The organism is Halorubrum sp. ASP1 (assembly GCF_005435135.1).
GTDB lineage: Archaea > Halobacteriota > Halobacteria > Halobacteriales > Haloferacaceae > Halorubrum > Halorubrum tropicale.
In genome coordinates this window covers 260797-285105 of sequence record NZ_SGUA01000002.1, presented here as the reverse complement: position 1 = coordinate 285105, position 24309 = coordinate 260797, and the positions used below count along the sequence as shown (strand labels likewise).

Genomic DNA, 24309 nt, shown 5'->3' with positions numbered 1-24309 from the left:
TAATAAATGCGTTTCCACACGTCACGATAGTTATGAAAGATCATCAACGTCGCGGAGGGCGTCACAGCGGCCGCGACGCCGTCGAAATACGGATCGGCGTCCGAACGTTTCCGAAGCCGTAAATGAATGCGTTATGACAGAAAGAAACGGTTAAACGGAGCGGTCGGTCACCCGCAGATCGAACGATGACGCGGGAGCTCGGGACCGCGGCGCGCGGGCACTACGACGCACTCCTTCACTTGGGCGCGCTGGTGGCGTGCTGTTACGTGGCGTTCACGGTTGGCGGGCTGGTGTGAGGTCGCAACGGCGTCGATGGGGCCGCCGCGCCGACACGACCCTTTTCTACCGCGCCCGCGTACGTCGAACCCCATGGACGAGAAGACCGCCGAACTCCGCGACCTGTTCGTCGACGCCACCGGCTCGGAGACGGTCACCGAACGCCAGGAGGCGGCGCGGGGGACCCTCGTCGACCGCGACGACGAGGCGGTCGGCGAGGGGGTCCGCGACCTCGTCGCCGCGATGCGGGAGCGGTACGGCTTCTCGACGCCCCTCGACGACGACACCTACGCCCTCGTCGCCCGCGGCCGGTTCACAGATGAGGACGACGCGGCGATCGCGGCGGCGATCCGCGACGGACTGACTGACACAGACGGCGACGGCGATGTCGATCCGGATGAAATTGACGCCGAGACCGTCCGGAAAGCGCGCCTCGACCTCCACCTCGTGCGCGAGTCGGACCGCGAGGTCGACGCGCCCGACGGCGACTCGGATACCGCGTTCGCGTACGCCGACCTGGAGCGACTCACCGCCGCCGGGAACTCGATCGTCGAGTGCGCCGAGGAGCTGGACGCCCAGCCGGATACGGTCGCCCGGTATGCCGCGGTCGCACGCACCGACATCGCCTCCACGCGGGCGAACGATCGGTTCCGCGACGCATTCCGCGACCTGCTCACCGACGCCGACATCCAGGGGTCGCTCGCGAGCGACGCCCGCGAGGACGGCCTGCGCGAGTCGACCGAGGACATCGAGACGGACGTTTCTTTATAAGCAGTTAGCCGCGGAGCGGCGACGAACCCCTCCAAAGCCCCAGCCGCGAGGACTCGCGCGGCTCGCTGCGGTCCTCAGTCAGTCGCTGGCGCTCCCTCCTTGCGGTCCTTGCGTCGCCGCTACACCCCGCGAGCCGTGCTCAGGGCGAAAAGGAGGTGCCGCAGTCGGTACAGGTGAACCGGAACCGCGCCTCGTCGGTGAGCCCCGTGTCGTGGACGCGCTCGCCGCCGCACTCGCGGCACTCGACCACGGACCGAATCTGGTCCCAGTCGTGGCGCGCGCCCGGCGCGCCGATCGCCCAGGCGACCACCTCCTCGTCGGCGTCTGCGGGCACGAACCCGGACTGGAACTCGCCCGGGGCGAAGCGGACCGCCTCGTCGGGCCCGACGGTCACGCGCTCGCGGTCGCGGCCGACCTCGAACGTCACGGTGCCCGAGCGGACGTAGAATACCTCCTCCTGGTCGTCGTGCGTGTGGAGGCCGCCGGAGAAGGCGTCGCCGGGCGCGAGTTCGAAGTAGTTCATCGCGACGTGGTCGGTGCCGAGCGCGCGCGAGACCGGCTTCCGGATGTCGTGGACGCCCATGGGGTTCGTGACGACGTCGACGTCGTCGACCGCGACTCGCTCCATGCGGGCCGGTCGCAGGGGACGCCCCTAACGCTGTCGGCGGCCGCGCCGAGGATCCGTCGGCGTACCCCCGCCTCGCGGCGACGATCGCTCGGTCAAACCTGACGCGACCCGGCAGTTTATCCGTGTGTGTGTCGTCCACATGGGCACGAATGACGCGAGACACTCGCGATCGTTCGGAGGATAGAGGAAGTCGCCTCGCGGCGGCTGGCCGCGAAATTCTCCGGCGATAACGACGACGGGGCACGACCGCCCCGCGGCGGCACCGACCCCGAGACCACCGCAGAGCCGACGGACTCCCTTTTGACCCGAACACCGCTCACAGACCTCGACGAGGTACAGCTGTTAGACACCACCCTGCGCGACGGCGAACAGATGCCGGGCGTCTCCCTGACGCCCGGCGAGAAGGTCGGCGTCGCCCGCGAGCTCGACGCCGCGGGCGTCCACCTGATCGAGGCCGGCTCGGCGTGTACCTCGGCGGGCGAGCGCGAGGCGATCCGCCGCGTCGCCGACGAGGGGCTGAACGCGACGGTGACGAGCTTCGCCCGCGGGGTGAAACGCGACGTCGACCACGCGCTCGACTGCGGCGTCGGCGGCGTCAACCTCGTCGTCCCCGCCTCCGACAAGCACGTCGAGACGAAGGTGGGTTCGACCCGCGACGAGGTCGTCGAGACGACCGTCGAGCTCGTCGAGTACGCGAAGGATCACGGCCTCTGGGTCGAAGTGCTCGGCGAGGACGGCTCGCGGGCCGACCTCGACTACCTCGAACGCCTGCTCGGCGCCGGCCTCGACGCCGGCGCCGACCGGATCTGCTACTGCGACACGGTCGGCGCGGCCGACCCCGAGCGCACCGCCGCGGTCGTCTCGCGGCTCGCCAACCTCGGCCCGACGAGCCTCCACACCCACGACGACCTCGGGTTCGGGCTGGCGAACGTCCACGCGGGACTGAAGGCGGGCGCCGACACCGTCCACGGCACCGTCCTCGGCGTGGGCGAGCGCGCCGGCAACGTCGCCCTCGAAGAGGTCGCGATCGCGCTCGGCGAGTCGTACGGCGTCGACACCGTCGACCTCGCGCGGCTCTACCGGCTCTGCCGGACCGTCTCGGAGGCGACCGGCGCCGCGCTCCCGCCGAACAAGGCCGTCTGCGGCGCCAACGCCTTCGCCCACGAGTCCGGGATCCACACCGACGGGACGCTGAAGGACGGGACGATGTACGAGCCGTACCCGCCGGAGACCGTGGGCCGCGAGCGCCGGCTCGTCCTCGGCAAGCACGCGGGCCGCGCCGGCGTGAAGGCCGCGCTCGCCGAGCACGACGTGGCGGTCGACGACGACGAGCTGCGCGAGGTCGTCGCCCGCGTCAAGGAGCTGGGCGAGCGCGGGAAGCGCGTCACCGACGCCGACCTGCTCGCCATCGCCGACGACGTGCGGGGCCGCGAGCGCGAGCGCCACGTCGAGCTCGTCGACCTCTCGGCGACCTCCGGCGGGAACCTCCCGACCGCCTCGGTGCGGCTCCGCGTCGGCGACGAGGAGCGCGTCGCCTCCGGCACCGGCGCCGGTCCGGTCGACGCGGGGTTAGAGGCGGTCCGCGCGGCGCTGGCGGGCGACGGGGACGGCGAGCGCGGCGGGGAGGACGGCGCTGACGGCGGCGTCGCGTTCGACCTCGACTCCTATCACGTCGACGCGATCACGGGCGGCACGGACGCGGTCGTCACCGTCGAGGTCGACCTCTCGCGGGGCGACCGCTCGGTGAGCGTCTCGGCGTCGGACGCGGACATCACCCGGGCGAGCGTCGTCGGGATGGTCGACGGGCTCGACCGCCTGCTCGCGGCCGAGGCCGACGCCGCGGACGCCGAGCCGGGCGCCGTCGCCGACGACTGACGCCGGCGTCTGACGAGGTTTTTACCCGATGGCGTCCGATCCCGGTGTGTGAGCGTCGTCGTCGCGATCAAGCCGTCCGCGCGCAAGCGGAACGCGAAGGTGGGTCGGCTCGTCTTCGAGGACGGGCCGCGTCACGCCTTCGAGAGCCGCGCGGCCGCCGAGCGGTGGGCGGACGACCTCTCGGCCGGCGACGGCCACGTCTGGGTCGCGAGCGCGCACCCCCGCGACGACGGCGACGCGGACTGCTACCTCGTCTCCCGGGCCACGAACGCGAAGCTGGAGGCGGCGTACGACAAGCGGCGGCGGCGGCTCAGGGGCGACCCGGGCTCCGAGCAGGAGTCGCTCGGCGGCGAGCCCTGATCCGCGGTCCCCGCCCGCGGGCGGGTCGGCGCTACCCCTTCGCTCGCCGCTACTCGTCTCCGCCCGGGCTGCCGACGACGTCGTCCTCGAACCCGGCGACCGCCTCCATCACCGCCTCGCGGTCGGCGTCGTCGACGTCGAAGGCCCGCAGCGCCTCGTCGAGGTGCGTCGCGACGACCTCGAACTCCGCGTCGGTTATCGCCAGCTCCTCGTGGGCGGTCGCCATTTCCTCGCCCTCGTACTGTATCGGCCCGCCGGTGACGGCGCTCAGGAACTTGGTCTGGTGCGAGCGCTGGTCGGCCATGTCCACGTCGTCGAAGTAGTGGTTCACCCGGTCGTCGTCGAGCACCCGGTCGTAGAACTCGTTGACGACCGCGCCGATGGCCGGTTCGCCGCCGAGGCGTTCGTACAGCGTCTCGTTCGACATACGTCGGTGACGGACGCCGGCCGTATCACTGTTCCCCTGCGGAGGCGGGCGCTCATCCCGCGGCGCGGCGCCTCACGGCGAATCGTCCGCGCGCGACCCGTCGCCGGCGGCCGCGTCGGGGTCGGCGCCCGGTCCGGACCCGCGGGCGTCCATCATGTCCGCGGCCCGGCCCGCCCAGCCCGTGTGGCGGAAGCCGGCGGCGACGACGAGCGCCATCCAGGCGTAGGCCGCGGACACCCCGACGTACGCGCCGGTCGGGCCGAGGCCGACGGTGCGGCCGAGCACCCACGAGAGGCCCAAGAACAGTCCGAACATGGCCGAGACGCGCGCGACGAAGGGGATCCGCGTCTCGCTGGCGCCCTGGAGCGAGCCGGAGAGCGCGGAGAAGCAGGCGAGGGCGGCGCCGGCGACGCCGTACACCCGCGCGAAGTCGACCGCGGACGCGACCGTCGCCGCGTCGTCGGTGAATATCGGCACGATCCGCGGCGCGGCGACGACGAGCCCGAGCCCGATCGACCCGACCGTGAGCACGCCGAGCCCCGCGACGGCCCACCCGTTGAACCGCGCGGCCTCCGGGTCGCCCTCGCCGAGCGCCTGGCCGACGAGCACCGACGCCGCGACGTTGTAGCCGCGCGAGAGCGGGCCGGTCACCTGCTGGTAGACGCGGCGGCCGATCTGGAAGCCGGCGTTGACCGTCTCGCCGAAGCCTAAGAGGAGCGCGTTGAACGGGAACTCCGCGATCTCGGAGCCGAACCCCTCCAGGACGCGGGGCGCGCTCACGACGAGGAGCTGTTTCGCGATCGTGAGGTCGCGCGGCCACGCGAACTCCGCGTCGGTCCACGAGCCCCAGATGGCGAAACAGAGCAGCCCGGCCGTGAGCACGTTGGCGCCCGCGGTCGCGAGGCCGACGCCGAGGACCTCCAGCCGCGGGAGCCCGAACAGTCCGAGCCCGAGGACGACCGATCCCGCGATGTTGACGGAGTTGGCCGCGATGTTGACGTACATCGGCGTGCGGGTGTCGCCGGTCCCCTGGAGCGCGCGGGCGCCGACGAGGGCGACGTGGCGCGCCGGCGCGGTGGCGAACACGATCGCGAGGTACGTCGAGCCGAGGTCGACGACCGCGGGCGAGGTGCGCTCGCCGACGAGCCGGCCGAACACGCCGATCGCGAACTCGCCGAAGAGGAAGCCGAAGAGGACGAACGGGACCCCGGCGAGCGCGCCGAGCAGGATCGCCTGCGTCACCGCCTCGTCGCGGTTCTCCGCCGCGCCCGCGCCGGTGTCCTGCGAGGAGAGCGCGATGGCGCCGCCGCCGAGGCCGAGCCCGATCCGCAGCGGGAACCGAGCGTAGAGGTCGGCGAGGCCGATGGCGACGACGGCGGCCGGCGAGAACAGCGCGGTGACGAGGATGTCCGTCGTCCGCATCGCGGTGCGGAACGTCTGCTCGGCCATGACGGGCCACGCGAGCGAGAACACGCGCCTCCAGACGCGCCGCAGCCGCGGGAAGTCCATCTGTCGTCCGGGACGGTCGCCCGCGGTTTTTACGTGTCGGAGCCGGTCGAGTCGGCCGGTGCGTGCGGGAGCCGTACCGCGAACCGCGCGCCGCCGAGCGGCGACTCGCCGGGGGTGAGGGACCCGCCGTACGCCCCCGCGAGCGTGGCGGCCAGCCGCAGGCCGCTGACGCCGCCGTTCGGCTCCGCCGCCGACGGCTCGTCGGCGAAGAACGACCCGTCACGGATCTCCGGCGGGAGCCCCGAGCCGTCGTCCTCGACGACGAGCGCGACCTCGCCTGCGTCGCCGTCGACCCGGACCGAGACGCGGACGGTGACCGCCGGGCCGGCGTGTTCGATCGCGTTCTCGACGAGGTTGTGAACGATCGAGCGCACGCCGTCGTTGGCCGCGACGGGCGCCGCCTCCGGGAGGTCGGCCTCGACCGTCACCGACTCGTCGTCCGCCACGCTCGCCAGCACGCCCCGCGTCGTCTCCGCGAGGTCGACGCGGCTGGAGTCCGCGTCGCCGAGGATCGCGTCCGCGACCGCGCTCGTCGCCTCGATGCGGTCGAGGCCCTCGGCGGCCTTCGAGGCCACGGTCGCGGCGTGGTCGGCTCCCTCCCCGTCGCCGTCGAGCAGGTCGGCGTAGCCGCGGATCGTCGAGAGGTCGTTGCGGAGGTCGTGCCGCAGGAGATGGTTGACGAAGGAGACGGCGCGGACCGCGTCGCGGGCCCGCCGGGCCTCCGCGGCCTGGCGGACGGCGTAGTAGCCCGCGACCGCGCCGCCGAGCCCCCCGACGCCGGCGGCGACGAGCATCGGGAAGGCCGGCTCGACGAGCGGCCGCCCCTCGAAGGCGCGGACGGCGAGCGTCGCGGCGAAGGCGGCGACGGCGAGGACGGTCCCGGTGGCGGTCCACCGCGCGACGCGCCACTCCTCCGCCGGCGAGAGATCTCTGCGGGCGATCCGGCGGCTCGCGACGAGGACCGTCACCGCGATCCCGCCGTCGAGCGCGAACGCCAGCAGCGGCCCCGCGGAGGTCCCGATAGCGCCGATCTCGGTGACGTGGTGGACCGCGGCGGCGGCGAGGAGACCGGCCCCGATCAGGGACACCGCGTGGTGGCCGCGCAGCGTCGACATTACCTATCGAACCGAGGAAACGAGTAAAACGGTTGTGGATCGCCGAGCGGCGGAGCGCCGTGCGAGGAATCGACGCCGCGGCGGGAGACTCGTCCGAACGTTGAAACCCGCGAGCGACCCACGGGCCTCATGGACGTCTTCGTGTACGGGACGCTGACCGAACCGGAGCGGGTCGCCGAGGTCGTCGACTCGTTCGTCTTCGTCGGACCGGCGACCCTCGACGGCCTCCGGCTCGTGGAGGGGCGGTACCCGACGCTCGCGCCGGGCGGCGAGACCGCCGGGCGGCTCCTCCGGACGGAGGCGGTCGACGCGCTCGACGCGTACGAGGACGTGGACGGCGGCCTGTACGTCCGCGAGGCCGTGCCGCTCGACGCCCCGGACGACTACCCGGACACCGCCGCGGTGTACGTCGGCGACCCCGACCGCCTCGACGCGGACGCGACGTGGCCCGGGACCGGACCGTTTCCGGACCGGGTGCGGACGGTGCTCGGCGACCGCGACGTGCGGATGCGGCTGACCCCCCGAGATCCCGTCTGACGGGCGGATGACGGCGCCGCAGTCGTGCGGTTTCACTTTCGCTCTGGTAGCCTCACCTTTTTGTATTCTCGTCGCCTCGTTTCACTCGCACGTCACACGCGTGCATTCCCCCCTTTACCACCGCGAGCGACCGCGCCGTCGACCCGCACCCGCGGGCCGGATCGGCGGCGTCGGCCCGCGCGACGACCGCGACGCGGCGGTCGCGCGCCGCGTGCCCCGTCGCGTCCGACCGGAACCGATTAGCGGTCGGCGCGGCGACGGGGTGGCATGCTCAGTCTCGCCGACATCCGGGAGGCGCGCGAGCGCGTCTCGGACGTCGCCCGGCACACGCCCCTCGAACGGTCGCGGTCCTTCTCGGAGATGAGCGGCGCCGACCTCCACCTCAAGCTGGAGAACTTCCAGCGGACCGGCGCGTTCAAGATCCGCGGCGCGATGAACCGGATCCGGACCCTCTCGGCGGCGGAGCGGGAGGCCGGCGTCGTCACCGCGAGCGCCGGCAACCACGCGCAGGGCGTGGCGCTGGCGGCCAGCCGCGCGGGCGTCGACGCCACCGTCGTGATGCCGAAGTTCGCGCCCGTCTCGAAGGTGAAGGCGACCCGCGGATACGGCGCGAGCGTCCGCTTGGAGGGCGTCGACTACGACGAGGCGCAGGCGTACGCCCATCAGTTGGAGCGCGATGAGGGGCGCACCTACGTCCACGCGTTTGACGACCCCGTCGTGATGGCCGGCCAGGGGACGCTCGGCCTGGAGATCGTCGACGACTGCCCCGACCTGGACACCGTCGTCGTCCCGATCGGGGGCGGCGGCCTGATCTCCGGGGTGGCGGTCGCGATCAAAGAGCAGATCCCGGACGTGCGCGTCGTCGGCGTTCAGGCGGAGGGCGCCGCCTCGGCCGCGAAGTCGCTCGAAGCGGGCGAGGTCGCGGAGATCGACAGCGTCGACACGATCGCCGACGGGATCGCGACGCGGTCGATCGGCGAGGAGACCCTGACGGTCATGGAGGAGTACGTCGACGAGGTCGTCACCGTCGACGACCGCGAGATCGCCTTGGCCCTCACGCTGCTCTTGGAGCGCGCGAAGACGCTCGTCGAGGGCGCGGGCGCGGTCGCGCTCGCCGCCGTCCTCTCGGACGCCTTCGAGTACGACGACGGGGAGACGGTCGTCGCCGCGCTCTGCGGCGGCAACATCGACCTCAACCGCCTCGGGACCGTGGTCCGGCGCGGCCTCGTCCAGATGGGCCGGTACCTCAAGATCACGATCGACCTGAAGGACCGGCCCGGCGAGCTGGAGCGGGTCTCCAGCATCGTCGCGCGCACCGGCGCGAACGTGTACGCGGTCCACCACGACCGCACCTCCCGCGACGTGGCCGTCAACGCCGCCGAGCTCGAACTCGAATTAGAGACCGACGACGCCGAACACGCCGCCGACATTGTCGACGCGCTCGAAGCCGAGGGGTACGACGTGGAGATTCTGTCCTGAACGAGCGGCGACTTTTCATAAGCGGAACGGCGGTGGCGCGTGCCGGTGAGCGGCCGACAGGCCGCGAACCGCACGCGCGAGGGACGCGGTGAGTGAGGGGCGACCGCAGGGAGCCCCGAACGAGCCGCGAGGCTGGGGAGGCGTGAGGTGCTGTGCGGTCGCTGTCGGGTGGGACTCAAAGGGGCAGCCGTGAGGACGAAGCCCGGCGCAGTAAGCACCGCAGCGAAGGAGCAAAGCGACTGAGCGAGGAGCACAGCAAGCCGCGCGAGTCCTCACGGCTGGGGCTTTGAAGCCGTTCGCCGTCGATCTACGGTCAGCGATGTATAAGCGAGCGGCTGGGGCTTTGAAGCCGTTCGCCGCCGATTCACAGCCGGTTATTTATAAATAAACGGTCGACCCGCGGTCTATCAGTCGTCGGACCCCGAAAGCGAGACCCAACGGTGATACATAAGAAACCGCGGAACTACGCGATTATCAGTCGTCCGCGGCCGCGGCGTCGACCTCGCCCTCGTACAGCTCGCCGGCGCGCTCGCGGTCCGAGAGGTACTCGTCGGCGTCGAGCGCGGCCTTCACGCCCATGCCGCTCGCGGTGGCCGCCTGCTGGTAGTGGAAGTCGACCACGTCGCCGGCGCCGAACAGCCCCTCGACGCCGGTCCGGGTCTGCCCGCCGCCGCGGCCGCCCTCGGTGATCAGGTAGCCGTCGTCGTCGGTCTCGATGCCGGTCCCCTCCAGGAAGTCCGTGTTCGGCGTGTGACCGATGGCGTAGAAGACGGCGCCCACGTCGAAGTCGTACTCGTCGACCTCGTCGGCGGTCGCGGGGTCGTCGAGCTTCTCCTTCGGGTGGCCGTCGGGATGCTCGACGAGCGTCACGTGATCGATGCCGTCCTCGGGGGTGCCGTGGATCTCGGTGAGCTCGGTGTTGAGGAGGAGCTCGATGTCGCCCTCCTCGACGGCGTCCATCGTGCGCTCGATCCACACGTCCTCGGCGCGGAACTCCTCGCGCCGGTGGGCGACGTACACCGTGTCCGCGAACTTCGTCAGGAAGTTCGCCTCCTCCATCGCGGCGTCGCCGCCGCCGACGACGAGCATGTCCTCGCCGCGGAAGAACGCGCCGTCGCAGGTCGCGCACGTGGAGAGCCCGTATCCCATCAGCTCCTCCTCGCCGGGGACGCCGAGCGTCCGGGCGCTGGCGCCCGACGCGGCGATGACGGCGTCGGCGGTGTAGGCGTCGCCGTCGGTGAGCGCGACGCGGAAGTGCCCCGCGGGCTCCTTCGAGACGTCCTCGATGACGCCGTTTCGGGCCTCCGCGCCGAACTTCTCGGCCTGTTCTTTCATGTCGTTGATCAGGCCTGGCCCGGAGACGCCCTCGGGGAACCCGGGGTAGTTCTCCACGTCGGTCGTCAGCGTGAGCTGGCCGCCCGGCTCGTCGCCCTCGATGAGCAGCGGGTCGTTGTTCGACCGGGCGGCGTAGATCGCCGCCGAGAGCCCCGAGATACCGGTACCGGCGATGATGAGTCGACGGTGTTCGACGATGTCGTCGGTCATGTAATCCGGTTCGCCGGCGCGCCGTATGTACGTTGCGACCGTTGCGCGATTCCCGCACGACCGCGCCACCGCACCGCGACGACCGCGCCACCGTACCGCGACTCACACCTACCGCACCGCGACGAACACGCTCCGGTCGTCGTCGGGGCCGTAGCCGTCGACGGTATCGACCTCGTCGAACCCGGCCGCGGCGAGCGCGTCGGCGATCCGCTCGTCGGCGAACGGCGTCATCCGACGGGCGTCGACGAAGGGGTCGCCGTCGGGCGTGAACGTCACCGCGCGCCAGTCGAGGCGGCCGTCGCCGGTCGCGACGTGGTGCGCGACGCGGACGTACTCGACCGCCTCGTCCGCGTCGCGGCCCACGTCGAGCCCGGGGCGGTTCCCTTCGGGCGGCAGCGGGGAGTTGTCGAAGACGAGGACGCCGCCCGGCCGCAGGCGGTCGCGGAGCGCGGCCAGCGCGGGGTCGAGGTCCGCGGGCGCGAGGTGGTTCACGACGCCGCGGATCGCGACGGCCGCGTCGAACGGGCCGGCGCCGCCGAGGTCCGGGTCGGGAATTCCCGTCCGGCGGAACTCGGCGGTGCCGTCGCCGTCGAGGTCGGCGCACTTCTCGCGCGCGACGCCGAGCATCCCCTCGTGGACGTCTATCGCGGTCACGTCGAGCCCGCCGGCGGCGAGCCGGCGCGTGTGCTCGCCGGTGCCGCAGCCGACCTCCAGCAGGCGGTGGGGGTCGACACCGCGGTCGGCGAGCGTGCCGCGGACGAAGGCGACGTCGCGGTCGTAGTCCCACTCGGACTGGATCGCGTCGTACAGCCGCGGGCGCTCGTCGTAGAGACCGTCGGGCATGTCGGGCGCGTCGCGGGCCGGCGCCGAATGCGTTACGGCGCCGTGCGACGCCGTCCCATTCGTCGGTCCCGTGCGGTCAATCGGTCGGGAACTCGGGCGGGAGCCCGGTGGGCTGCGTCGGCGCGTCGTCGAGCGCCTCGAAGAACCGGCCGGCGACGAACGCCTCGACGACGTCCGCCAGCGACTCCGACTCCGAGACCTCGCTCAGGATGCCGAGGGGGACCTGCGCGCCGGCCATCGCCGCGTGGCCCCCGGCGGAGCCGACGGGGTCGAGCGCGTCGCGCAGCAGCTCGCCCGCGTCGAGGTCAGCGCCGCGGGCGCGGGCGGAGCCGTAGATAACTCCCTCCGTGTATCCGTAGACGAACGTCACCGTCACGCCCTCCAGGTCGAGGAGCCGCTCGGCGGCCTGCGCGAGCGCGTCGCGGTCGGCGATCTCGCCGACGCAGGAGGCCGCCACCGACCCCCGCACGTCGCGGTTCTCGATGGCGGCCGCGAGGACGCGCAGCGTCTCCGGGCTCACGCTCGGGCTCTCGACGCGTTCGAGCGTCGACTCGTCGGCGTGCGCGAGCAGCGCGGCCGCCGCCTCGAAGTCGTCGGTGGCGGTCGCGCGCGTGAAGTCCTTCGTGTCGATCCGGATGCCGTAGAGGAGCGCCGTGGCGAGGTCCCGCTCCGGCGCGATCCCGTACCGCGAGAGGTACTCCGAGATGAGCGTGCTCGTCGCGCCGACCCCGGGACGGATGTCGACGAACGACCCCGCGACCGGCCCCCGCGGCGGGTGGTGGTCGACGACGACGTCGACCGGGTGGCCCTCGGGGAGGCTGTCGTTGATCCCCGAGCGGGAGTGGTCGACCAAGGCGACGCCCCCGTACGCGTCGAGGTCGATCTCGTCGAACGACCGGAGCCGGATGTCGAGGAGGTTCACCATCGCGCGGTTCTCCTGGTGAGCGATCTCGCCGCCGTAACAGGCGTCGGCCTCGACGCCGATCGACGCCGCGATCCGCGCCAGTCCCAGGGCGCTCGCGATGGCGTCGGGGTCGGGGTTGTCGTGGGCGACGACGAGCAGCGGCCCCGAGAGCCCCCGGAGCGCCGCGAGCAGCCGGGCCGGCTTCTCGGCGCCGTCGGCGGCGGCGAACTCCGCGGTCGGGTCGGGGGCGTCGTCGAGGCCGACCGCCGCGAAGACGCGGTCGGCGACCGCCTCGACCGGGTCAACAACGCGGTCGGCGACCGCCTCGACCGCCGCGCGCTGCTCGTCCGTCGGCGCCGCCCCGAGGTGCGCGACGATCAGCGCCTCCGGGTACCGCTCCCGGGCGGCGCGCGCGGCGGCGACGTTCCGCTCGGCGTCGTCGCTCGCGATCAGCACGACGCCGGCGCTGTCGGGGTAGGTCCCGGGGTCGGTCGGGTCGGCCTCGACGGTGGCGACGTTGCGGTCGCGCAGCGTCGACACCCAGCCGGTGTCGTCGGTGATCGCCACCAGGTCGTCGCGCCCGCCGCGCCCGTCGCGGGCGTGTTCGACGAGCGCGTTCCCGACCGCGCTACAGCCGAGCAGCAGGCGCCGGGTCATAGGGACGCGACGGGACCGCGAGGCAAAACGCTGCCGTCGGCGCGGCGGGAGCGACCGTCGGCGTCGCGCCCGACCGCGCGCCGGTCCCGGGTCACTCCCCGTCCTCCGCGGGGTCGCCCCCGCCACGGAGCGCCCCGTTCACCGCGGCGGCGACGTCGACCGCGGCGCGGTTCTCGGCCACGTCGTGGACCCGGACGATGTCGGCGCCGCGGTCGGCGGCGAGCGCGGTGCCGGCGACCGTCGCGTGCTCGCGGTCGTCGGCGTCGCGCCCGACCGCGCCGTACAGCGACTTGTGCGAGTGGCCGACGAGGACGGGGCAGCCGAGCGCCGCGAACTCCCCGCAGCGGGCGAGCAGTTCGAAGTCCTCCGCCGGCGACTTCCCGAAGCCGAGCCCGGGGTCGACGATGACGCGGTCGCGGTCGATGCCGGCCGTGTCCGCCAGCGCCAGCCGCTCGCGTAAGGCGTCGACGACCTCGCCGACCACGTCGTCGTACTCGGGGTCGGCGTCCGGGTCGACCGGCGCGTCGAGGCTGTGCATCACGATCACCGGGCAGTCGGCGTCGGCGACGACCGAGCGCATCTCGGGGTCCTCCAGCCCGGTCACGTCGTTGATGACGTCCGCGCCCGCGTCGAGCGCCGCCTCGGCGACCGCGGGCTTGCGCGTGTCGACCGAGACCAGCACCTCGCCGGACCCGACCGCGGGCACCGACTGGATCGCCTCGATCGTCGGCACGACGCGCTCTATCTCCTCCTCGACGGGGACCGGCTCCGCGCCCGGGCGGGTCGACTCTCCGCCGACGTCGACGACGTCGGCCCCGGCGTCGACCATCCGCTCGACGCCCGCGACCGCGTCGTCGAGGTCCGCGTGGCGCCCGCCGTCGTGGAACGAGTCCGGCGTGACGTTGAGCACGCCCATCACCGCGGTGCGGTCGGTCCACGGGTAGTCGGGGGATTCGGGGTCGGCCGCGTCGCCCTCGCCCTCCGTTCCGCCGGGTCCGCATGCGTCGATCCCGGCCGCCGCGGCGAGATCGGTCGCCACGCCGCCGAGCCCGTCCCCGTCGGCCGCGTCGAGGCGGTCGACGAGCGCGCGCAGCTCCGCGACCGTGCCCGCGACGGTGACGGGGACCTGCTCGCCGGCTGCCCCGCGGTCCTCGTCCGCCCCGAGCCCCCCGAGCGCGGCGTCGCCGCCGACCGCTCGGGCCTCGCTCGCGACGCGCTCGGCCCGGTCGCCGCGCAGCCGGAGCGTGAAGACGCGGTGGTCGACGCCGTCTCGGTGGGCCGCGACGCCCTCGGGCGGGACGCCGGCCGCGTCGAGGGCGTGCGCCGCGTCGTCGGGCCCCCGGACCGTCCGCTCGCGGACCGTCCGGACGGTCGCCGCCCGGGCCTCGGCGACCGCGAACAGCGAGCCGACGAGCAGTACGCAGTCGCCGTCGGCGGCGCGGTCGGTCGCGGTCGCGAGCGCGTCCGCCACGTCGTCGCCGGCCGTCACCTCGTCGACGCCCGCCGACCGGAGCGCGGCCGCGAGCACGGCGGGGTCCTCGGCGCGGTCGATGGCGGGGCGGCAGGTGACCGCCGTCGCCGCGTCCGGGAGCCCGGCCGCCGTCTCGGCGTGGTCCTTGTCGTGCATCGCGGCGTACACGAGGTGGAGGTCGTCGTAGTCGTACTCGTCGAGCGTCGCGGCGAGCGTCCGGGCGGCGGCGGGGTTGTGCGCGCCGTCGAGGACGGTCAGCGGCGCCGTGTCGACCACCTCGAACCGCCCCGGCCACGTCGCCCGCGCGAGCCCGTCGCGCACGGCGCGGTCGGGGAGGTCGGTCCCCAGCGCCGCCGCGGTCCGGTCCGCGAGCGCGACGGCGACCGCCGCGTTCGCGGCCTGATGACGCCCGACGAGCGGGATCCGGTAGGTCCCCTCTCGCTCGCCGGCGAGCGAGACCGCGGCGTCTGTGGCGCTGACGCGGCCCTCGTAGGTCGCGGCGAGCGCGGGCGAGTCGTCGGTCTCGTCCCCGGGGTCACCCTCGTCGGCCGAGCCCGCGTCGTCGGCGTCGCCGTCGCCGGTCACCCGCGTCACCGGCGCGCCGGCCTCGCCGGCGACCTCGCGGACCACGTCCAGGGCCTCGCCCTCGCAGGCGGTGACGAACGGCGCGTCGGGGCGGGCGATCCGGGCCTTCGTGCGGGCGATCTCCCCGATCGTGTTGCCGAGCACGTCGGTGTGTTCGAGGGAGACGTTCGTGACGGCGGTCGCGACGGGGTCGACCGCGCTCGTCGCGTCGTACTCGCCGCCGAGGCCGACCTCCAAGACCGCCACGTCGACCTCGCGGCGCGCGAACTCCCGCACCGCCATCGCCGTCACGACCTCGAAGAAGGTGAGCGGCTCGCCGGCGGCCGCGCGGTCGACCAGCCACGGGCGCACCTCCGCGACGAAGTCGGCGATCGCCGACTCGGTCATCCGCCGGCCGTCGACCCGGACGCGCTCGGCGAGCGCGGAGAGGTGCGGCGAGGTGTAGAGGCCCACCGACAGCCCCGCCTCTCGGAGGACCGACTCCGTCAACCGCGCCGCGCTGCCCTTCCCGTTCGAGCCGGCGATCTGGACGAACGGGACCTCCTCGTGCGGGTCCCCGAGGTGCGCGAGCAGCGCCTCCACCCGCTCCGTCCCGGGCTTGACCGAGAAGCGGCGGAGGTCGAAGAGGAACGCCGCCGCCTCGTGGTAGTACATACGCCGTAGGTCGGGAGCGCGTCGCTTAGGCGTGACGGACCTGACCGAGCCCCGGCGACCGCGTCGGCCGAAAAGCAACCCTTACGCGCGCGGCGGCCGGACTCGGTCGCATGGACGAGACAGCGACCGTCGACGCGGGCGGGAGCGGGACCGCCGGGGCGGACGCGGGGAACTCGAACGCGCCCGCCGGCGACCCCGTCGTCGTCGGCGAGGGGGTCCGGAAGGCGTACGGCGAGGTCGACGCGCTCGACGGGGTCGACCTCGACGTGGCCGCCGGCGAGGTGTTCGGGCTCATCGGCCCCAACGGCGCCGGGAAGACGACGCTGGTGCGCGCGCTCACCGGGACGACCGAGGCCGAGGGCGACCTCCGCGTGTTCGGCGCGCCGCCTCGCGAGGTCGACCCCGCCCGAGTCGGGCTGCTCCCGCAGTCGTTCGACCCGCCCGCGCGGCTCACGGCCCGCGAGCTGGTCGACTACTACGGCGGCCTCTACGACGCGGCCCGCGACACCGAGGCGGTCCTCGAGGACGTGGGGATGGCCGACGACGCCGACGCCTGGTACGAGACGCTCTCGGGCGGGCAGAAGCGCCGCACCTGCGTCGCGACCGCGGTCGTCAACGACCCGGACCTCCTCTTCCTCGACGAGCCGACGACGGGGATCGACCCCGCCGGTCGCCGGGCGATCCACCGGCTGATCGAGCGGCTCGCGGCCGGCGGGACGACCGTCTTCCTCACGAGCCACGCGATGGACGAGGTCGAGCGGCTCGCCGACCGCGTGGCCATGCTCCGCGACGGGCGGGTCGTCGCGAGCGGGGCGCCGGACCGGCTGGTCGCGGAACACGGCGGCGCGCCGCGGCTCGACGCCGCGACCGCGGGGCCGGCGACCGACGAGACCGTCGCGGCGGTCGCGGCCGGCGTCCGCGAGCGACTCGGCGATGACCCCACCGTCGAGGCGACAGACGGGGGGATCCGGGTGCGCGGCGTGCGGCCCGAGGCGATCGGCGCGGCCGTCGACGCGCTCGACGGCGCCGGGGTCGCCTTCGACTCGCTGTCGTGGTCGGAGCCGTCGCTGGAAGACGTGTACCTGCGGCTGACCGGCGAGGAGTACGCGCGGCGGGGAGCCGATGGGGGACCGACCGTGGCGGTCGGCGACGGGCGTCGCGCAGCAGACGACGCGGCGTCCGACGGGGGCCGCGCAGCAGACGACGCGGCGCCCGACGGGCGTCGCGCAGCAGACGACGCGGCGCCCGACGGGGGCGAGCGATGACCCGGCTCGGGCGGATCGGGACCGAGGCGGTCGCGGCGGCGCGGTCGTTCACCCGGCGCCGGACCGCGGTGTTCTTCACCTTCTTCTTCCCGGTCATCCTCGTCGTCATCTTCGGCGCGCTGGTGCGGACGCAGCCGACCGGCGGCGGCCTCTTCGCCGAGCCGGCGGGCTACTACATTCCCGGCTACCTCGCGGTCGTCGTCCTGTTCACGCCGCTGTCGCGGGTCGGCTCCGAGATCGCGCGCCACCGCGACGGCGGGCGGTTCGAGAAGCTGGCGACCACGCCCCTCTCCCGCGCCGAGTGGCTCGTCGCGCACACGCTCGTCAACGTCGGCATCATCGGCGCCGCGAGCCTGCTCATCCTCGGCCTCGTGGTTGCGGTGACCGACGCGACGCTCGTGGTCTCGCCGTCGCTGGCCGCCCTGCCGGTCTTCGTCGCGGTCGCGGTCGCGCTCTTCTGCGGGCTCGGCGCCGTCCTCGGCGCGCTCGCCGACTCGCAGGACGGCGTGATCGCCGCGAGCAACACGGTCGCGCTTCCCCTGCTCTTCCTCTCCGAGACGTTCGTCACCCCCTCGCTCCTGCCGGAGTGGTTCCTGCCCGCGGTCGCCGCCTCGCCGCTGACGTACTTCGCGCGCGGGGCTCGGGCGATCACCTTCACCGGCGGTCGGTGGGCCGGCGACCTCCTCGTGTTGACCGCGCTCGCGGCGGTCTTCCTCGCTGTCGGCGCGTACGCGGTACCGCGGACGGAGTGAGCCGGTCGGAACCGTCCATTTATGTCCGCAGACCGCATCCGGGGGGAACGAGAGGGTAAGCGTTGACCACCGTTCACTTCACCTGTCCGGACTGCGAGCAGACCATCGAGGTCAACGACGCGATGCGGGAGACCATCCTCGACGCCGGCTGTCCGGTGTGTACCGCAGCCGCGGCGGAGGAGGACTTCGCCGTGACGTGCGAGTGACCGCCGCGATCCGGTGGCGTCGGTTCGACGCCGGGCCCCGTCGGAAACCGGAGCGACGCTCCCGCCGCCGTCCCGCCCCCGCGGCCGCCACGCGTTCGCACATCGCATCCGGTTGCTGAGCCTTTTTGCGTCGACCGCGACAACCGTTCGGCGATGACGCCCGAACTCGACGAGATCGATCTGGGAACCGTGCCGCTGGGTCGGACCGGCCTGCGGACGAGCGAGCTCCAGTTCGGCACGTGGCGGTTCGGCCGCGTGACCGAGGCGGGGAACGTTGAGATCGACGAGGAGCGCGCCCACGAGCTGCTCGACGCCTACGAGACCGCCGGCGGGCGGTACATCGACACCGCCGACGTGTACGGCGGCGGCGACTGCGAGCGCTGGATCGGCGACTGGCTCGCCGAGCGCGACCGCGAGCGCTACACCGTCGCCTCGAAGGTGTACTGGCAGATCCGCGACGGCGACCCGAACAGCCGCGGGACGAACCGCAAGAACGTGCGCCACCGCGTCGACGCCCTGCTCGACCGGCTCGGCACCGACTACGTCGACGTCCTCTACATCCACCGCTGGGACGACGAGACCCCGGCCCGCGAGCTGATGAAGACGCTGAACGGCCTCGTCGAGTCCGGGAAGGTCCACTACCTCGGCGCCTCGACGCTCCGCCCGAACGCCTGGAAGGTCGCCCGCGCCAACGAGATCGCCCGCAGCGAGGGCTGGGAGCCGTTCACGGTGCTCCAACCGCGCTACAACCTCGTCGACCGCGAGATCGAGGGGGAGTACCTGGAGTTCGCGCGCCAGCGGAACCTCGCCGTCTCCCCGTGGAGCCCGCTCGGACAGGGCTTCCTGACCGGGAAGTACGACCGCGACGCCGACCTGCCCGGCGACTCGAAGGCGGCGGAGTCGAGCCGGTTCCAGGAGGCGTACCTCACCGAGGCGAACTTCGACGTCCACGACGAGTTAGACGCCGTGGCCGAGGAAGTCGGCGCCTCGCCCGCGCAGACCGCGCTCGCGTGGCTCTCGCACCGCGACGGCGTCACGGCCCCGATCGTCGGCGCCCGGACCGTCGACCAGCTGCGAGAGAACCTCGCGGCCGCGACGATCGACCTCTCGGACGAGCAAGTCGACCGCCTGACTGCGGCCAAGCCCGGCCCGTACGACGAGCTCTAAGCGGAGCGGACGCGGTCGCCGACTACCGTTCCGCGCAGTAGTCGACGAAGTTCCGCAGGATCGTCAGTCCCGTCTCGCCGCTCTTCTCGGGGTGGAACTGCGTGCCGAACACGTTGCCCGCGTCGTTGGCGACGACCGCCGGGAAGTCGACCCCGTAGTCGGCGGTGGCGACGACCGCGTCGGCGTCGTCCGGCGCGGCGTAGTAGGAGTGGACGAAGTAGGCGTGCTCGCCGTCGACGGACCCGCCGGCGGACTCGGCCGCCCCCGACTCCTCCGCCCCGTCGACGCCGTCGACGATCGGGTGGTCGCGCTCGACTTCGAGCTCGTTCCAGCCCATGTGCGGCACCTTCCGGTCGACCTCGAAGCGGACGTTGGTGCCGGGGATCAGGTCGAGCCCCGTCACCTCGCCTTCGCCCGCGTGGTCGGCCTCCTCGCTCGTCGTGAGGAGCATCTGCATCCCGAGGCAGATCCCGAAGAGGGGGCGCCCCGCCTCGGCGTGGTCGGTCAGCGCCTCGCGCAGCGGCCCGGCGTTCTCCATCCCTTCACGGAACGCGCCGACGCCGGGGAGGACGACGCCGTCGGCGGCCGCGAACGCCTCGGGGTCGTCGGTGATCTCGACGGACGCGCCCGCGCGCTCCAGCCCGCGGGTCGCGGACCGGAGGTTCCCGAGCCCGTAGTCCACGAGCGCGACGGACACCTCGGCGCCCGTTGGTGATTCGTCCATGGTTTCGGTTCGCGACCGCGGTGGAAGTCAGTTTCCATCCGGGAACTGTTACATAGCGGTATAGAGTCGTGTGTATATGTCAACAGCAACACTTTTGAAACGCCAGTAGAAGCATCAAATGGACACCTCATGGCGCAACGACGCAAATTCCTCAAGATCGCGGGTGCGGCAAGTATCGTTGGACTCGCAGGCTGTAGCGGCGGCGGCGACGGGTCCGACGGCGGTGACGGATCCGACGGGTCCGACGGCGGCGACGGGTCCGACGGCGGCGACGGGTCTGACGGCTCTGACGGCGGCGACTCGCAGATGTCGTTCGGCGGCGACGGGAAGGTCGACTTTGGCATCTCGCCGTCGGTCCCGCAGGAGGACCTCGAGGTGCAGTACTCCCCGCTGCTCGACCACGTGGGCAGCTATCTGAAGGAGAACTACGAGGCCCCCGACGGCCTCTCGGTCGAGGGGAACGTCGGCAGTAACTACAGCGCGATCATCCAGTCGCTCGGCCAGGGCACGACCGACGTCGCGGAGACAGGGCCGTTCGCGGCCGCCCTCGGCGTGAAGACCGGGAACGCGGAGATCATCCTCCAGCGGTTCGGCTACGGCGGCTGGACGTACAAGAGCATCATCGCGACGCCGAACGACAGCGACATCACGGAGCTGTCGGACCTGTCCGGCAAGACCGTCGCCTTCTCCGACCGGCTGTCGACCAGCGGTGCGCTGTACCCGCTGTACAGCATGTCGAGCCAGGGCGACCTCGACATCGGCGAGCTCCCCGAGGGCGACGGCTCGCAGGCCGAGTTCGACGCCCGCTTCGCCGGGGGCCACGTCGGCTCGTACACCCTGCTCGAACAGGGCCAGGTCGACGCCGCCGCGATGGGCGGCTTCGTCCGCGACACCGGCACCGGCCCCGCGCCGGAGGAGTGGCAGGAGGTCGCCACCACGCTCCACGAGGACGAGGGGCTGCCGCGCGCGCCGATGGTGGTGTCGCCCGAACTGAGCGACGACGTGAAGTCCGCCATTCGGGAGTCGTTCCTCGAGGCGCCGGACAGCATCTACTACGGCGCCGACGGCGAGTCCGACACCGACGACGACCTCTGGTTCAGCAAGGTCCGCGAGGCGAGCCAGGAGGACTACCAGTCCGTCATCGACGTCGCCAACGAGCTCGGCGTCGGCACCGACATCTTCGACCAGTAAGGCCCCGTCTCCAACTTCGGATCACTTTTCACCCGATTCCTCCCCTTTCGGACAAAGCCACACCCTATGCCAACGATCGAATTCGAGAACGTCACCAAGAGATACGGCGAGGACACCGTCGCCCTCGACGACGTATCGTTCACCATCTCCGAGGGCGAATTCGTCATCCTCCTCGGTCCCTCCGGCGCCGGCAAGTCGACGATGCTGCGCGTGCTGAACGGACTCACGCAGCCCACCGAGGGGTCCGTCCGCATCGGCGGCGAGGAGATACAGGGTAACCGCAGCAGCGTCGGCATGGTGTTCCAGGAACACTACCTCATCGAGAGCAAGACCGCGTTCGGCAACGCGCTGTCGGGCGCGCTCTCCCGGAACGGCCTCCTCCGGAGCGCCCTCGGGATGCACGACGACGACGACAAGCGGACCGCCCTGGAAGCCCTCCAGACGGTCGGCCTCCTCGACGAGGCGGGGCAGCGCGCCGAGTCGATGAGCGGCGGGCAGAAACAGCGCGTCGGGATCGCCCGGGCGCTGGTTCAGGAGCCGGAGATCGTCCTCGCCGACGAGCCGGTCGCCAGCCTCGACCCGAAGGCGGCGCGGGACGTGATGCGGTACCTCAAGAAGGCGGCGACCGCACAGGACCTCACCACGGTCACCAGCCTCCACCAGGTGAACATCGCCCGCGAGTTCGGAGACCGGTTCCTCGGGATCCGCGACGGCGAGGTGATCTTCGACGGCGACGCCGACGACCTCACCATGGACGAGATGGACCGCATCTACTACGGCAGCGCACAGGACGGAAAGACGGTCCCGACCGGCACGACCGGCGAGGAGCTGGGCGAGACCGACGCTGAGGCTGATGCGGCCGCAGACGGGGGGCAAGAAGCGTGAGTTCCTCGTCCGACTCCGCGATTAGGGACCAGTTCCGCGCGCTCGAACGGCTCCGGCGACTCAAGTACCTGTTGTGGGCCGTGCTCCTCACCGCCGTCCTCGGCGTCACCTACTGGGGGCTCGGCTTCATCGGCTTCCAGCCGAACGTCGTCGCCGGGCGGCTCCCGGCGATGTACGAGTTCATCGCGACCGGCTTCTTCCCGCCCGACTTCCAGAACTTCACGATCTACACCAAAGACCAGGGAATCACGGGGCTTCAGGCGATCCCGGCGAGCTTCGGCGAGGGCGGGGCCCGCATCGTCGAGAGCTTCCAGTCGCCGCGGCAGACGCTGGTGAAGGCGAGCCTCGTGACGCTCCTCCTCGGCTTCATGGGCACCGTGTTCGCCTTCCCGTTCGCGCTGATCCTCGGCGTGCTCGGCAGCGAGCGCGTCACGCCGTTCCCGTTCAACTTCATCTTCCGCGGCACGCTCAGCGGCATCCGCGCCATCCCCGCGATCGTCTGGATCTTCCTGTACATCCCCGTCGGCCCGCCGGGACAGGTGACGGCGGTGCTCGCGATCGCGACCGACAGCATCGGGAACCTCGGCCGCCTGTTCACCGACGACCTCGAAGAGATCGAGGAGGGGCCGATCGAGGCGATCCGGTCGACGGGCGCCTCGGGCACCCAGACCGTGAGCTTCGGCATGCTGAGTCAGGTCTCGCGGTCGTTCATCGCGTGGACGCTGTACATCCTGGAGATCAACACCCGGATCGCCATCTCGCTCGGGGTCGTCGGCGCCGGCGGCCTCGGGCTGATGATCCGGAACAGTCAGGACCTCTTCGAGTTCCAGCAGACCGCCGCGGGGCTGGTGATGGTGTTCATCGTCGTCCTCGGCATCGAGCTCATCTCCTCGCGGATCCGCGCCCGGCTCCGGCCCGGCGAGCACGAGGGGAAGGGACTGATCGAGGCCATCCGCGGCCTGTTCGACGCCAAGAAGTGGCTCGGTATCGGCGACGGTCCCAAGCGGGACTGAGCGCCTAAAAGTCGCCGAGCCGCGACTGGCCGCCGCCGTTTTCGCCGCGCTCTCCGACGCCGCTCAGCTCCGCCGCCCGCGCGATCGTCTCGAAGAAGCCGTCGCGTTGACTCCGGTCGTACAGCGTCGCCGCCGGGTGGACGGACAGGAGGACGCGCCGCGACGCCCCGGCGAGCCGCGCGTCCACCACGTCGCCGGACGCCGAGGTGATCGCCACCGACCGGTCGAGGAGGTGCTCGCTCGGCACCTTCCCGAGCGTCACGATCAGCGCCGGGTCGAGGCGGTGGATCTCCGCGTCGAGGTGCCCGCGGCAGTTCGACAGCTCCTCGGCCGTCGGGTCCCGGTTGTCGGGCGGGCGGCACCGGACGCAGTTCGTGATCCGCACGTCGGCGCGGGCGAGCCCCGCGTCGCGTAGCGCCTCGTCGAGCACGTCGCCCGACCGCCCGACGAACGGCTCGCCCTCCTCGTCCTCGGTGGCGCCCGGCCCCTCGCCGACGAACAGCAGGTCCGCGTCCGTCGGGCCGACGCCGTCGACGATCCGGCTCCGCGAGGCGACCAGTTCCGGGCACCGCTCGCAGGCGGGCACGCGGAGGTCCTCGTCGAGGCCGTCGCCGCCGTGTTCGCTCATACCCACGGCTCCGGGCGCGGCCGTCTAAGGTGCGTCGGTCGCCCCGGGGGGATCGCTCGCCGTCACCGCCTCGCGGTGGGCGCTCGCGGCGAGCGCGGCGATCCGGAGCGGCTCGCAGCGCCGGAAGCCGTCGCGGGTGAGCGCCCTGACCGCCGCGGCGGCGCGCTCGGGGTCGAGGCCGACCGCGCGGACGAACCGAGGCTCGCCGCCGTCGGGAGCGTCGCCGCCGTCCGCGTCCGCGGAGCTGACCGGAACGCGGGGCGGCAGCGACCGGTACGTCGCGAGGCGCTCGGCGAGCGCGTCGCCGTCGAAGGCGTCGCGCAGGGCCGGTTCGAGCCCGGGGCTCGCCTCGTAGCTCACGGCGTACACCGGGCGGTCGAGCGCCTCGCGGAGTCGGTCGAGGTCGAGGAGGTTGAACCACGCCGGCGCGACCCCGGCGCAGGCGACGTGGCGGACGTCCTCGCGGTCGAGCGCGCGCCAGCAGTCGAGGGCGGCGTCGGTCGCGTCGGTTCCCCCGACGGTACACCGCGCGAACGCGACGCCGTCGGGCGTCCCGTCGGCGCGGACGACGACGCCGGCCGCGTAGCTAACGTCGCGGGCGTCGGAGAACGCGACGCCGAGCGTGCGGCTCGGCGCGGTCACTCACGCGTCCTCGGACTTGATCTCCTGGAGCCGGTCGAGAAGCTCGTCGTTCGAGGCGCCGGGCTCGTAGTCGACGGACCCCTGGTGGGTCTCCTGGGCAGCCCGGACACCGTCGTCGTCGTCGAAGTCCGCGTCCAGGTCCTGATTCTCCTGTTCGGACTCGTCGTAGCTGCCGAAGCCCATCTGTGTGTGAAGTTAAC

At 72.6% G+C, this 24309-nt stretch carries 24 protein-coding genes; 12 read left to right on the top strand and 12 right to left on the bottom strand.

The features are described 5' to 3' along the window. Window positions 1-369 precede the first annotated feature (369 nt). Window positions 370-1047, top strand: a complete 678-nt coding sequence (locus EXE48_RS03940) for a hypothetical protein (RefSeq protein ID WP_137710771.1) — start codon at window positions 370-372, stop codon at window positions 1045-1047. A gap of 139 nt (window positions 1048-1186) precedes the next feature. Here EXE48_RS03940 and EXE48_RS03935 read toward each other — a convergent pair whose 3' ends face one another. Further along, window positions 1187-1675: a cupin domain-containing protein gene (locus tag EXE48_RS03935; protein WP_137710770.1), complete on the bottom strand. Its 489-nt coding sequence runs from the start codon at window positions 1673-1675 to the stop codon at window positions 1187-1189. A 300-nt stretch (window positions 1676-1975) separates the two neighbouring features. On the opposite strand from EXE48_RS03935, the gene EXE48_RS03930 reads away from it, so the two are divergent. Next, window positions 1976-3550, top strand: a complete 1575-nt coding sequence (locus EXE48_RS03930) for a hydroxymethylglutaryl-CoA lyase-like TIM-barrel protein (protein ID WP_137710769.1) — start codon at window positions 1976-1978, stop codon at window positions 3548-3550. A 48-nt stretch (window positions 3551-3598) separates the two neighbouring features. Then, window positions 3599-3910 (top strand): DUF8081 domain-containing protein, encoded by a 312-nt coding sequence (locus EXE48_RS03925; RefSeq protein ID WP_053772484.1) that lies wholly within the window; start codon window positions 3599-3601, stop codon window positions 3908-3910. A 49-nt stretch (window positions 3911-3959) separates the two neighbouring features. Here the strand turns inward: EXE48_RS03925 and EXE48_RS03920 are convergent, their stop codons facing one another. The 3 genes from EXE48_RS03920 to EXE48_RS03910 form a co-directional block, all read right to left on the bottom strand. Then, on the bottom strand, window positions 3960-4337 hold the full coding sequence (locus EXE48_RS03920; RefSeq protein ID WP_137710768.1) for a group I truncated hemoglobin: 378 nt from the start codon (window positions 4335-4337) through the stop codon (window positions 3960-3962). 72 nt (window positions 4338-4409) lie between these two features. After that, window positions 4410-5846, bottom strand: a complete 1437-nt coding sequence (locus EXE48_RS03915) for an MATE family efflux transporter (protein ID WP_137710767.1) — start codon at window positions 5844-5846, stop codon at window positions 4410-4412. A 29-nt stretch (window positions 5847-5875) separates the two neighbouring features. Next, window positions 5876-6961 carry an ATP-binding protein gene (locus EXE48_RS03910; protein WP_137710766.1) on the bottom strand — a complete coding sequence of 362 codons (1086 nt, stop codon included), beginning with the start codon at window positions 6959-6961 and terminating at the stop codon, window positions 5876-5878. 129 nt (window positions 6962-7090) lie between these two features. Between EXE48_RS03910 and EXE48_RS03905 the strand changes: the two genes are divergently transcribed. Both EXE48_RS03905 and ilvA read left to right on the top strand, forming a co-directional pair. After that, the gene (locus EXE48_RS03905) at window positions 7091-7498 is read left to right on the top strand and encodes a gamma-glutamylcyclotransferase family protein (RefSeq protein ID WP_137710765.1); all 408 of its coding nucleotides are present in this window, start codon (window positions 7091-7093) and stop codon (window positions 7496-7498) included. 267 nt (window positions 7499-7765) lie between these two features. Further along, complete coding sequence (gene ilvA, locus EXE48_RS03900) at window positions 7766-8977, top strand: threonine ammonia-lyase (RefSeq protein ID WP_137710764.1); 1212 nt, start codon at window positions 7766-7768, stop codon at window positions 8975-8977. Window positions 8978-9451: 474 nt separating this feature from the next. Here the strand turns inward: ilvA and EXE48_RS03895 are convergent, their stop codons facing one another. The 4 genes from EXE48_RS03895 to folP all read right to left on the bottom strand — a co-directional run bounded on the left by EXE48_RS03895 (window position 9452) and on the right by folP (window position 15636). Further along, the gene (locus EXE48_RS03895) at window positions 9452-10522 is read right to left on the bottom strand and encodes an NAD(P)/FAD-dependent oxidoreductase (protein ID WP_053772478.1); all 1071 of its coding nucleotides are present in this window, start codon (window positions 10520-10522) and stop codon (window positions 9452-9454) included. Between the two features lie 108 nt (window positions 10523-10630). After that, window positions 10631-11365: a class I SAM-dependent methyltransferase gene (locus EXE48_RS03890; protein ID WP_137710763.1), complete on the bottom strand. Its 735-nt coding sequence runs from the start codon at window positions 11363-11365 to the stop codon at window positions 10631-10633. Between the two features lie 76 nt (window positions 11366-11441). Further along, window positions 11442-12926 (bottom strand): DHH family phosphoesterase, encoded by a 1485-nt coding sequence (locus EXE48_RS03885; protein ID WP_053772476.1) that lies wholly within the window; start codon window positions 12924-12926, stop codon window positions 11442-11444. Between the two features lie 91 nt (window positions 12927-13017). Next, complete coding sequence (gene folP / locus EXE48_RS03880; protein WP_137710762.1) at window positions 13018-15636, bottom strand: dihydropteroate synthase; 2619 nt, start codon at window positions 15634-15636, stop codon at window positions 13018-13020. A gap of 110 nt (window positions 15637-15746) precedes the next feature. Here folP and EXE48_RS03875 point away from each other — a divergent pair, with 110 nt between their 5' ends. The 4 genes from EXE48_RS03875 to EXE48_RS03860 all read left to right on the top strand — a co-directional run bounded on the left by EXE48_RS03875 (window position 15747) and on the right by EXE48_RS03860 (window position 19026). Continuing rightward, a complete protein-coding gene (locus tag EXE48_RS03875; RefSeq protein ID WP_241991937.1) occupies window positions 15747-16901 on the top strand; it encodes an ABC transporter ATP-binding protein in 1155 nt (384 codons plus the stop codon). Beyond that, complete coding sequence (locus EXE48_RS03870; protein ID WP_053772474.1) at window positions 16898-17653, top strand: ABC transporter permease; 756 nt, start codon at window positions 16898-16900, stop codon at window positions 17651-17653. Before EXE48_RS03875 ends, EXE48_RS03870 begins: the two co-directional genes overlap by 4 nt. Before the next feature lie 62 nt (window positions 17654-17715). Next, window positions 17716-17859 (top strand): DUF7560 family zinc ribbon protein, encoded by a 144-nt coding sequence (locus EXE48_RS03865; protein ID WP_121600285.1) that lies wholly within the window; start codon window positions 17716-17718, stop codon window positions 17857-17859. A 153-nt stretch (window positions 17860-18012) separates the two neighbouring features. Beyond that, complete coding sequence (locus tag EXE48_RS03860; protein ID WP_137704578.1) at window positions 18013-19026, top strand: aldo/keto reductase; 1014 nt, start codon at window positions 18013-18015, stop codon at window positions 19024-19026. Between the two features lie 22 nt (window positions 19027-19048). Here EXE48_RS03860 and hisH read toward each other — a convergent pair whose 3' ends face one another. After that, window positions 19049-19750 (bottom strand): imidazole glycerol phosphate synthase subunit HisH, encoded by a 702-nt coding sequence (hisH, locus tag EXE48_RS03855; RefSeq protein ID WP_053772472.1) that lies wholly within the window; start codon window positions 19748-19750, stop codon window positions 19049-19051. Between the two features lie 129 nt (window positions 19751-19879). On the opposite strand from hisH, the gene phnD reads away from it, so the two are divergent. The 3 genes from phnD (at window position 19880) to EXE48_RS03840 (ending at window position 22839) form a co-directional block, all read left to right on the top strand. After that, window positions 19880-20941 carry a phosphate/phosphite/phosphonate ABC transporter substrate-binding protein gene (gene phnD, locus EXE48_RS03850; protein WP_137710761.1) on the top strand — a complete coding sequence of 354 codons (1062 nt, stop codon included), beginning with the start codon at window positions 19880-19882 and terminating at the stop codon, window positions 20939-20941. Window positions 20942-21007: 66 nt separating this feature from the next. After that, window positions 21008-21826: a phosphonate ABC transporter ATP-binding protein gene (gene phnC / locus EXE48_RS03845; RefSeq protein WP_053772470.1), complete on the top strand. Its 819-nt coding sequence runs from the start codon at window positions 21008-21010 to the stop codon at window positions 21824-21826. Beyond that, entirely contained in the window at window positions 21823-22839 is a 1017-nt protein-coding gene (locus EXE48_RS03840) for a PhnE/PtxC family ABC transporter permease (protein ID WP_053772469.1), read from the top strand. The genes phnC and EXE48_RS03840 overlap by 4 nt, the downstream gene beginning before the upstream one ends. A gap of 4 nt (window positions 22840-22843) precedes the next feature. Here EXE48_RS03840 and EXE48_RS03835 read toward each other — a convergent pair whose 3' ends face one another. Genes EXE48_RS03835 through EXE48_RS03825 form a run of 3 tightly spaced genes read right to left on the bottom strand, consistent with a single transcriptional unit; the run spans window position 22844 to window position 24292 of the window. Then, window positions 22844-23467 carry a uracil-DNA glycosylase gene (locus EXE48_RS03835; RefSeq protein ID WP_137710760.1) on the bottom strand — a complete coding sequence of 208 codons (624 nt, stop codon included), beginning with the start codon at window positions 23465-23467 and terminating at the stop codon, window positions 22844-22846. 24 nt (window positions 23468-23491) lie between these two features. Beyond that, window positions 23492-24109: an endonuclease dU gene (locus EXE48_RS03830; RefSeq protein ID WP_137710759.1), complete on the bottom strand. Its 618-nt coding sequence runs from the start codon at window positions 24107-24109 to the stop codon at window positions 23492-23494. After that, the gene (locus EXE48_RS03825) at window positions 24110-24292 is read right to left on the bottom strand and encodes a DUF5786 family protein (RefSeq protein ID WP_007995123.1); all 183 of its coding nucleotides are present in this window, start codon (window positions 24290-24292) and stop codon (window positions 24110-24112) included. Window positions 24293-24309 lie beyond the last annotated feature (17 nt).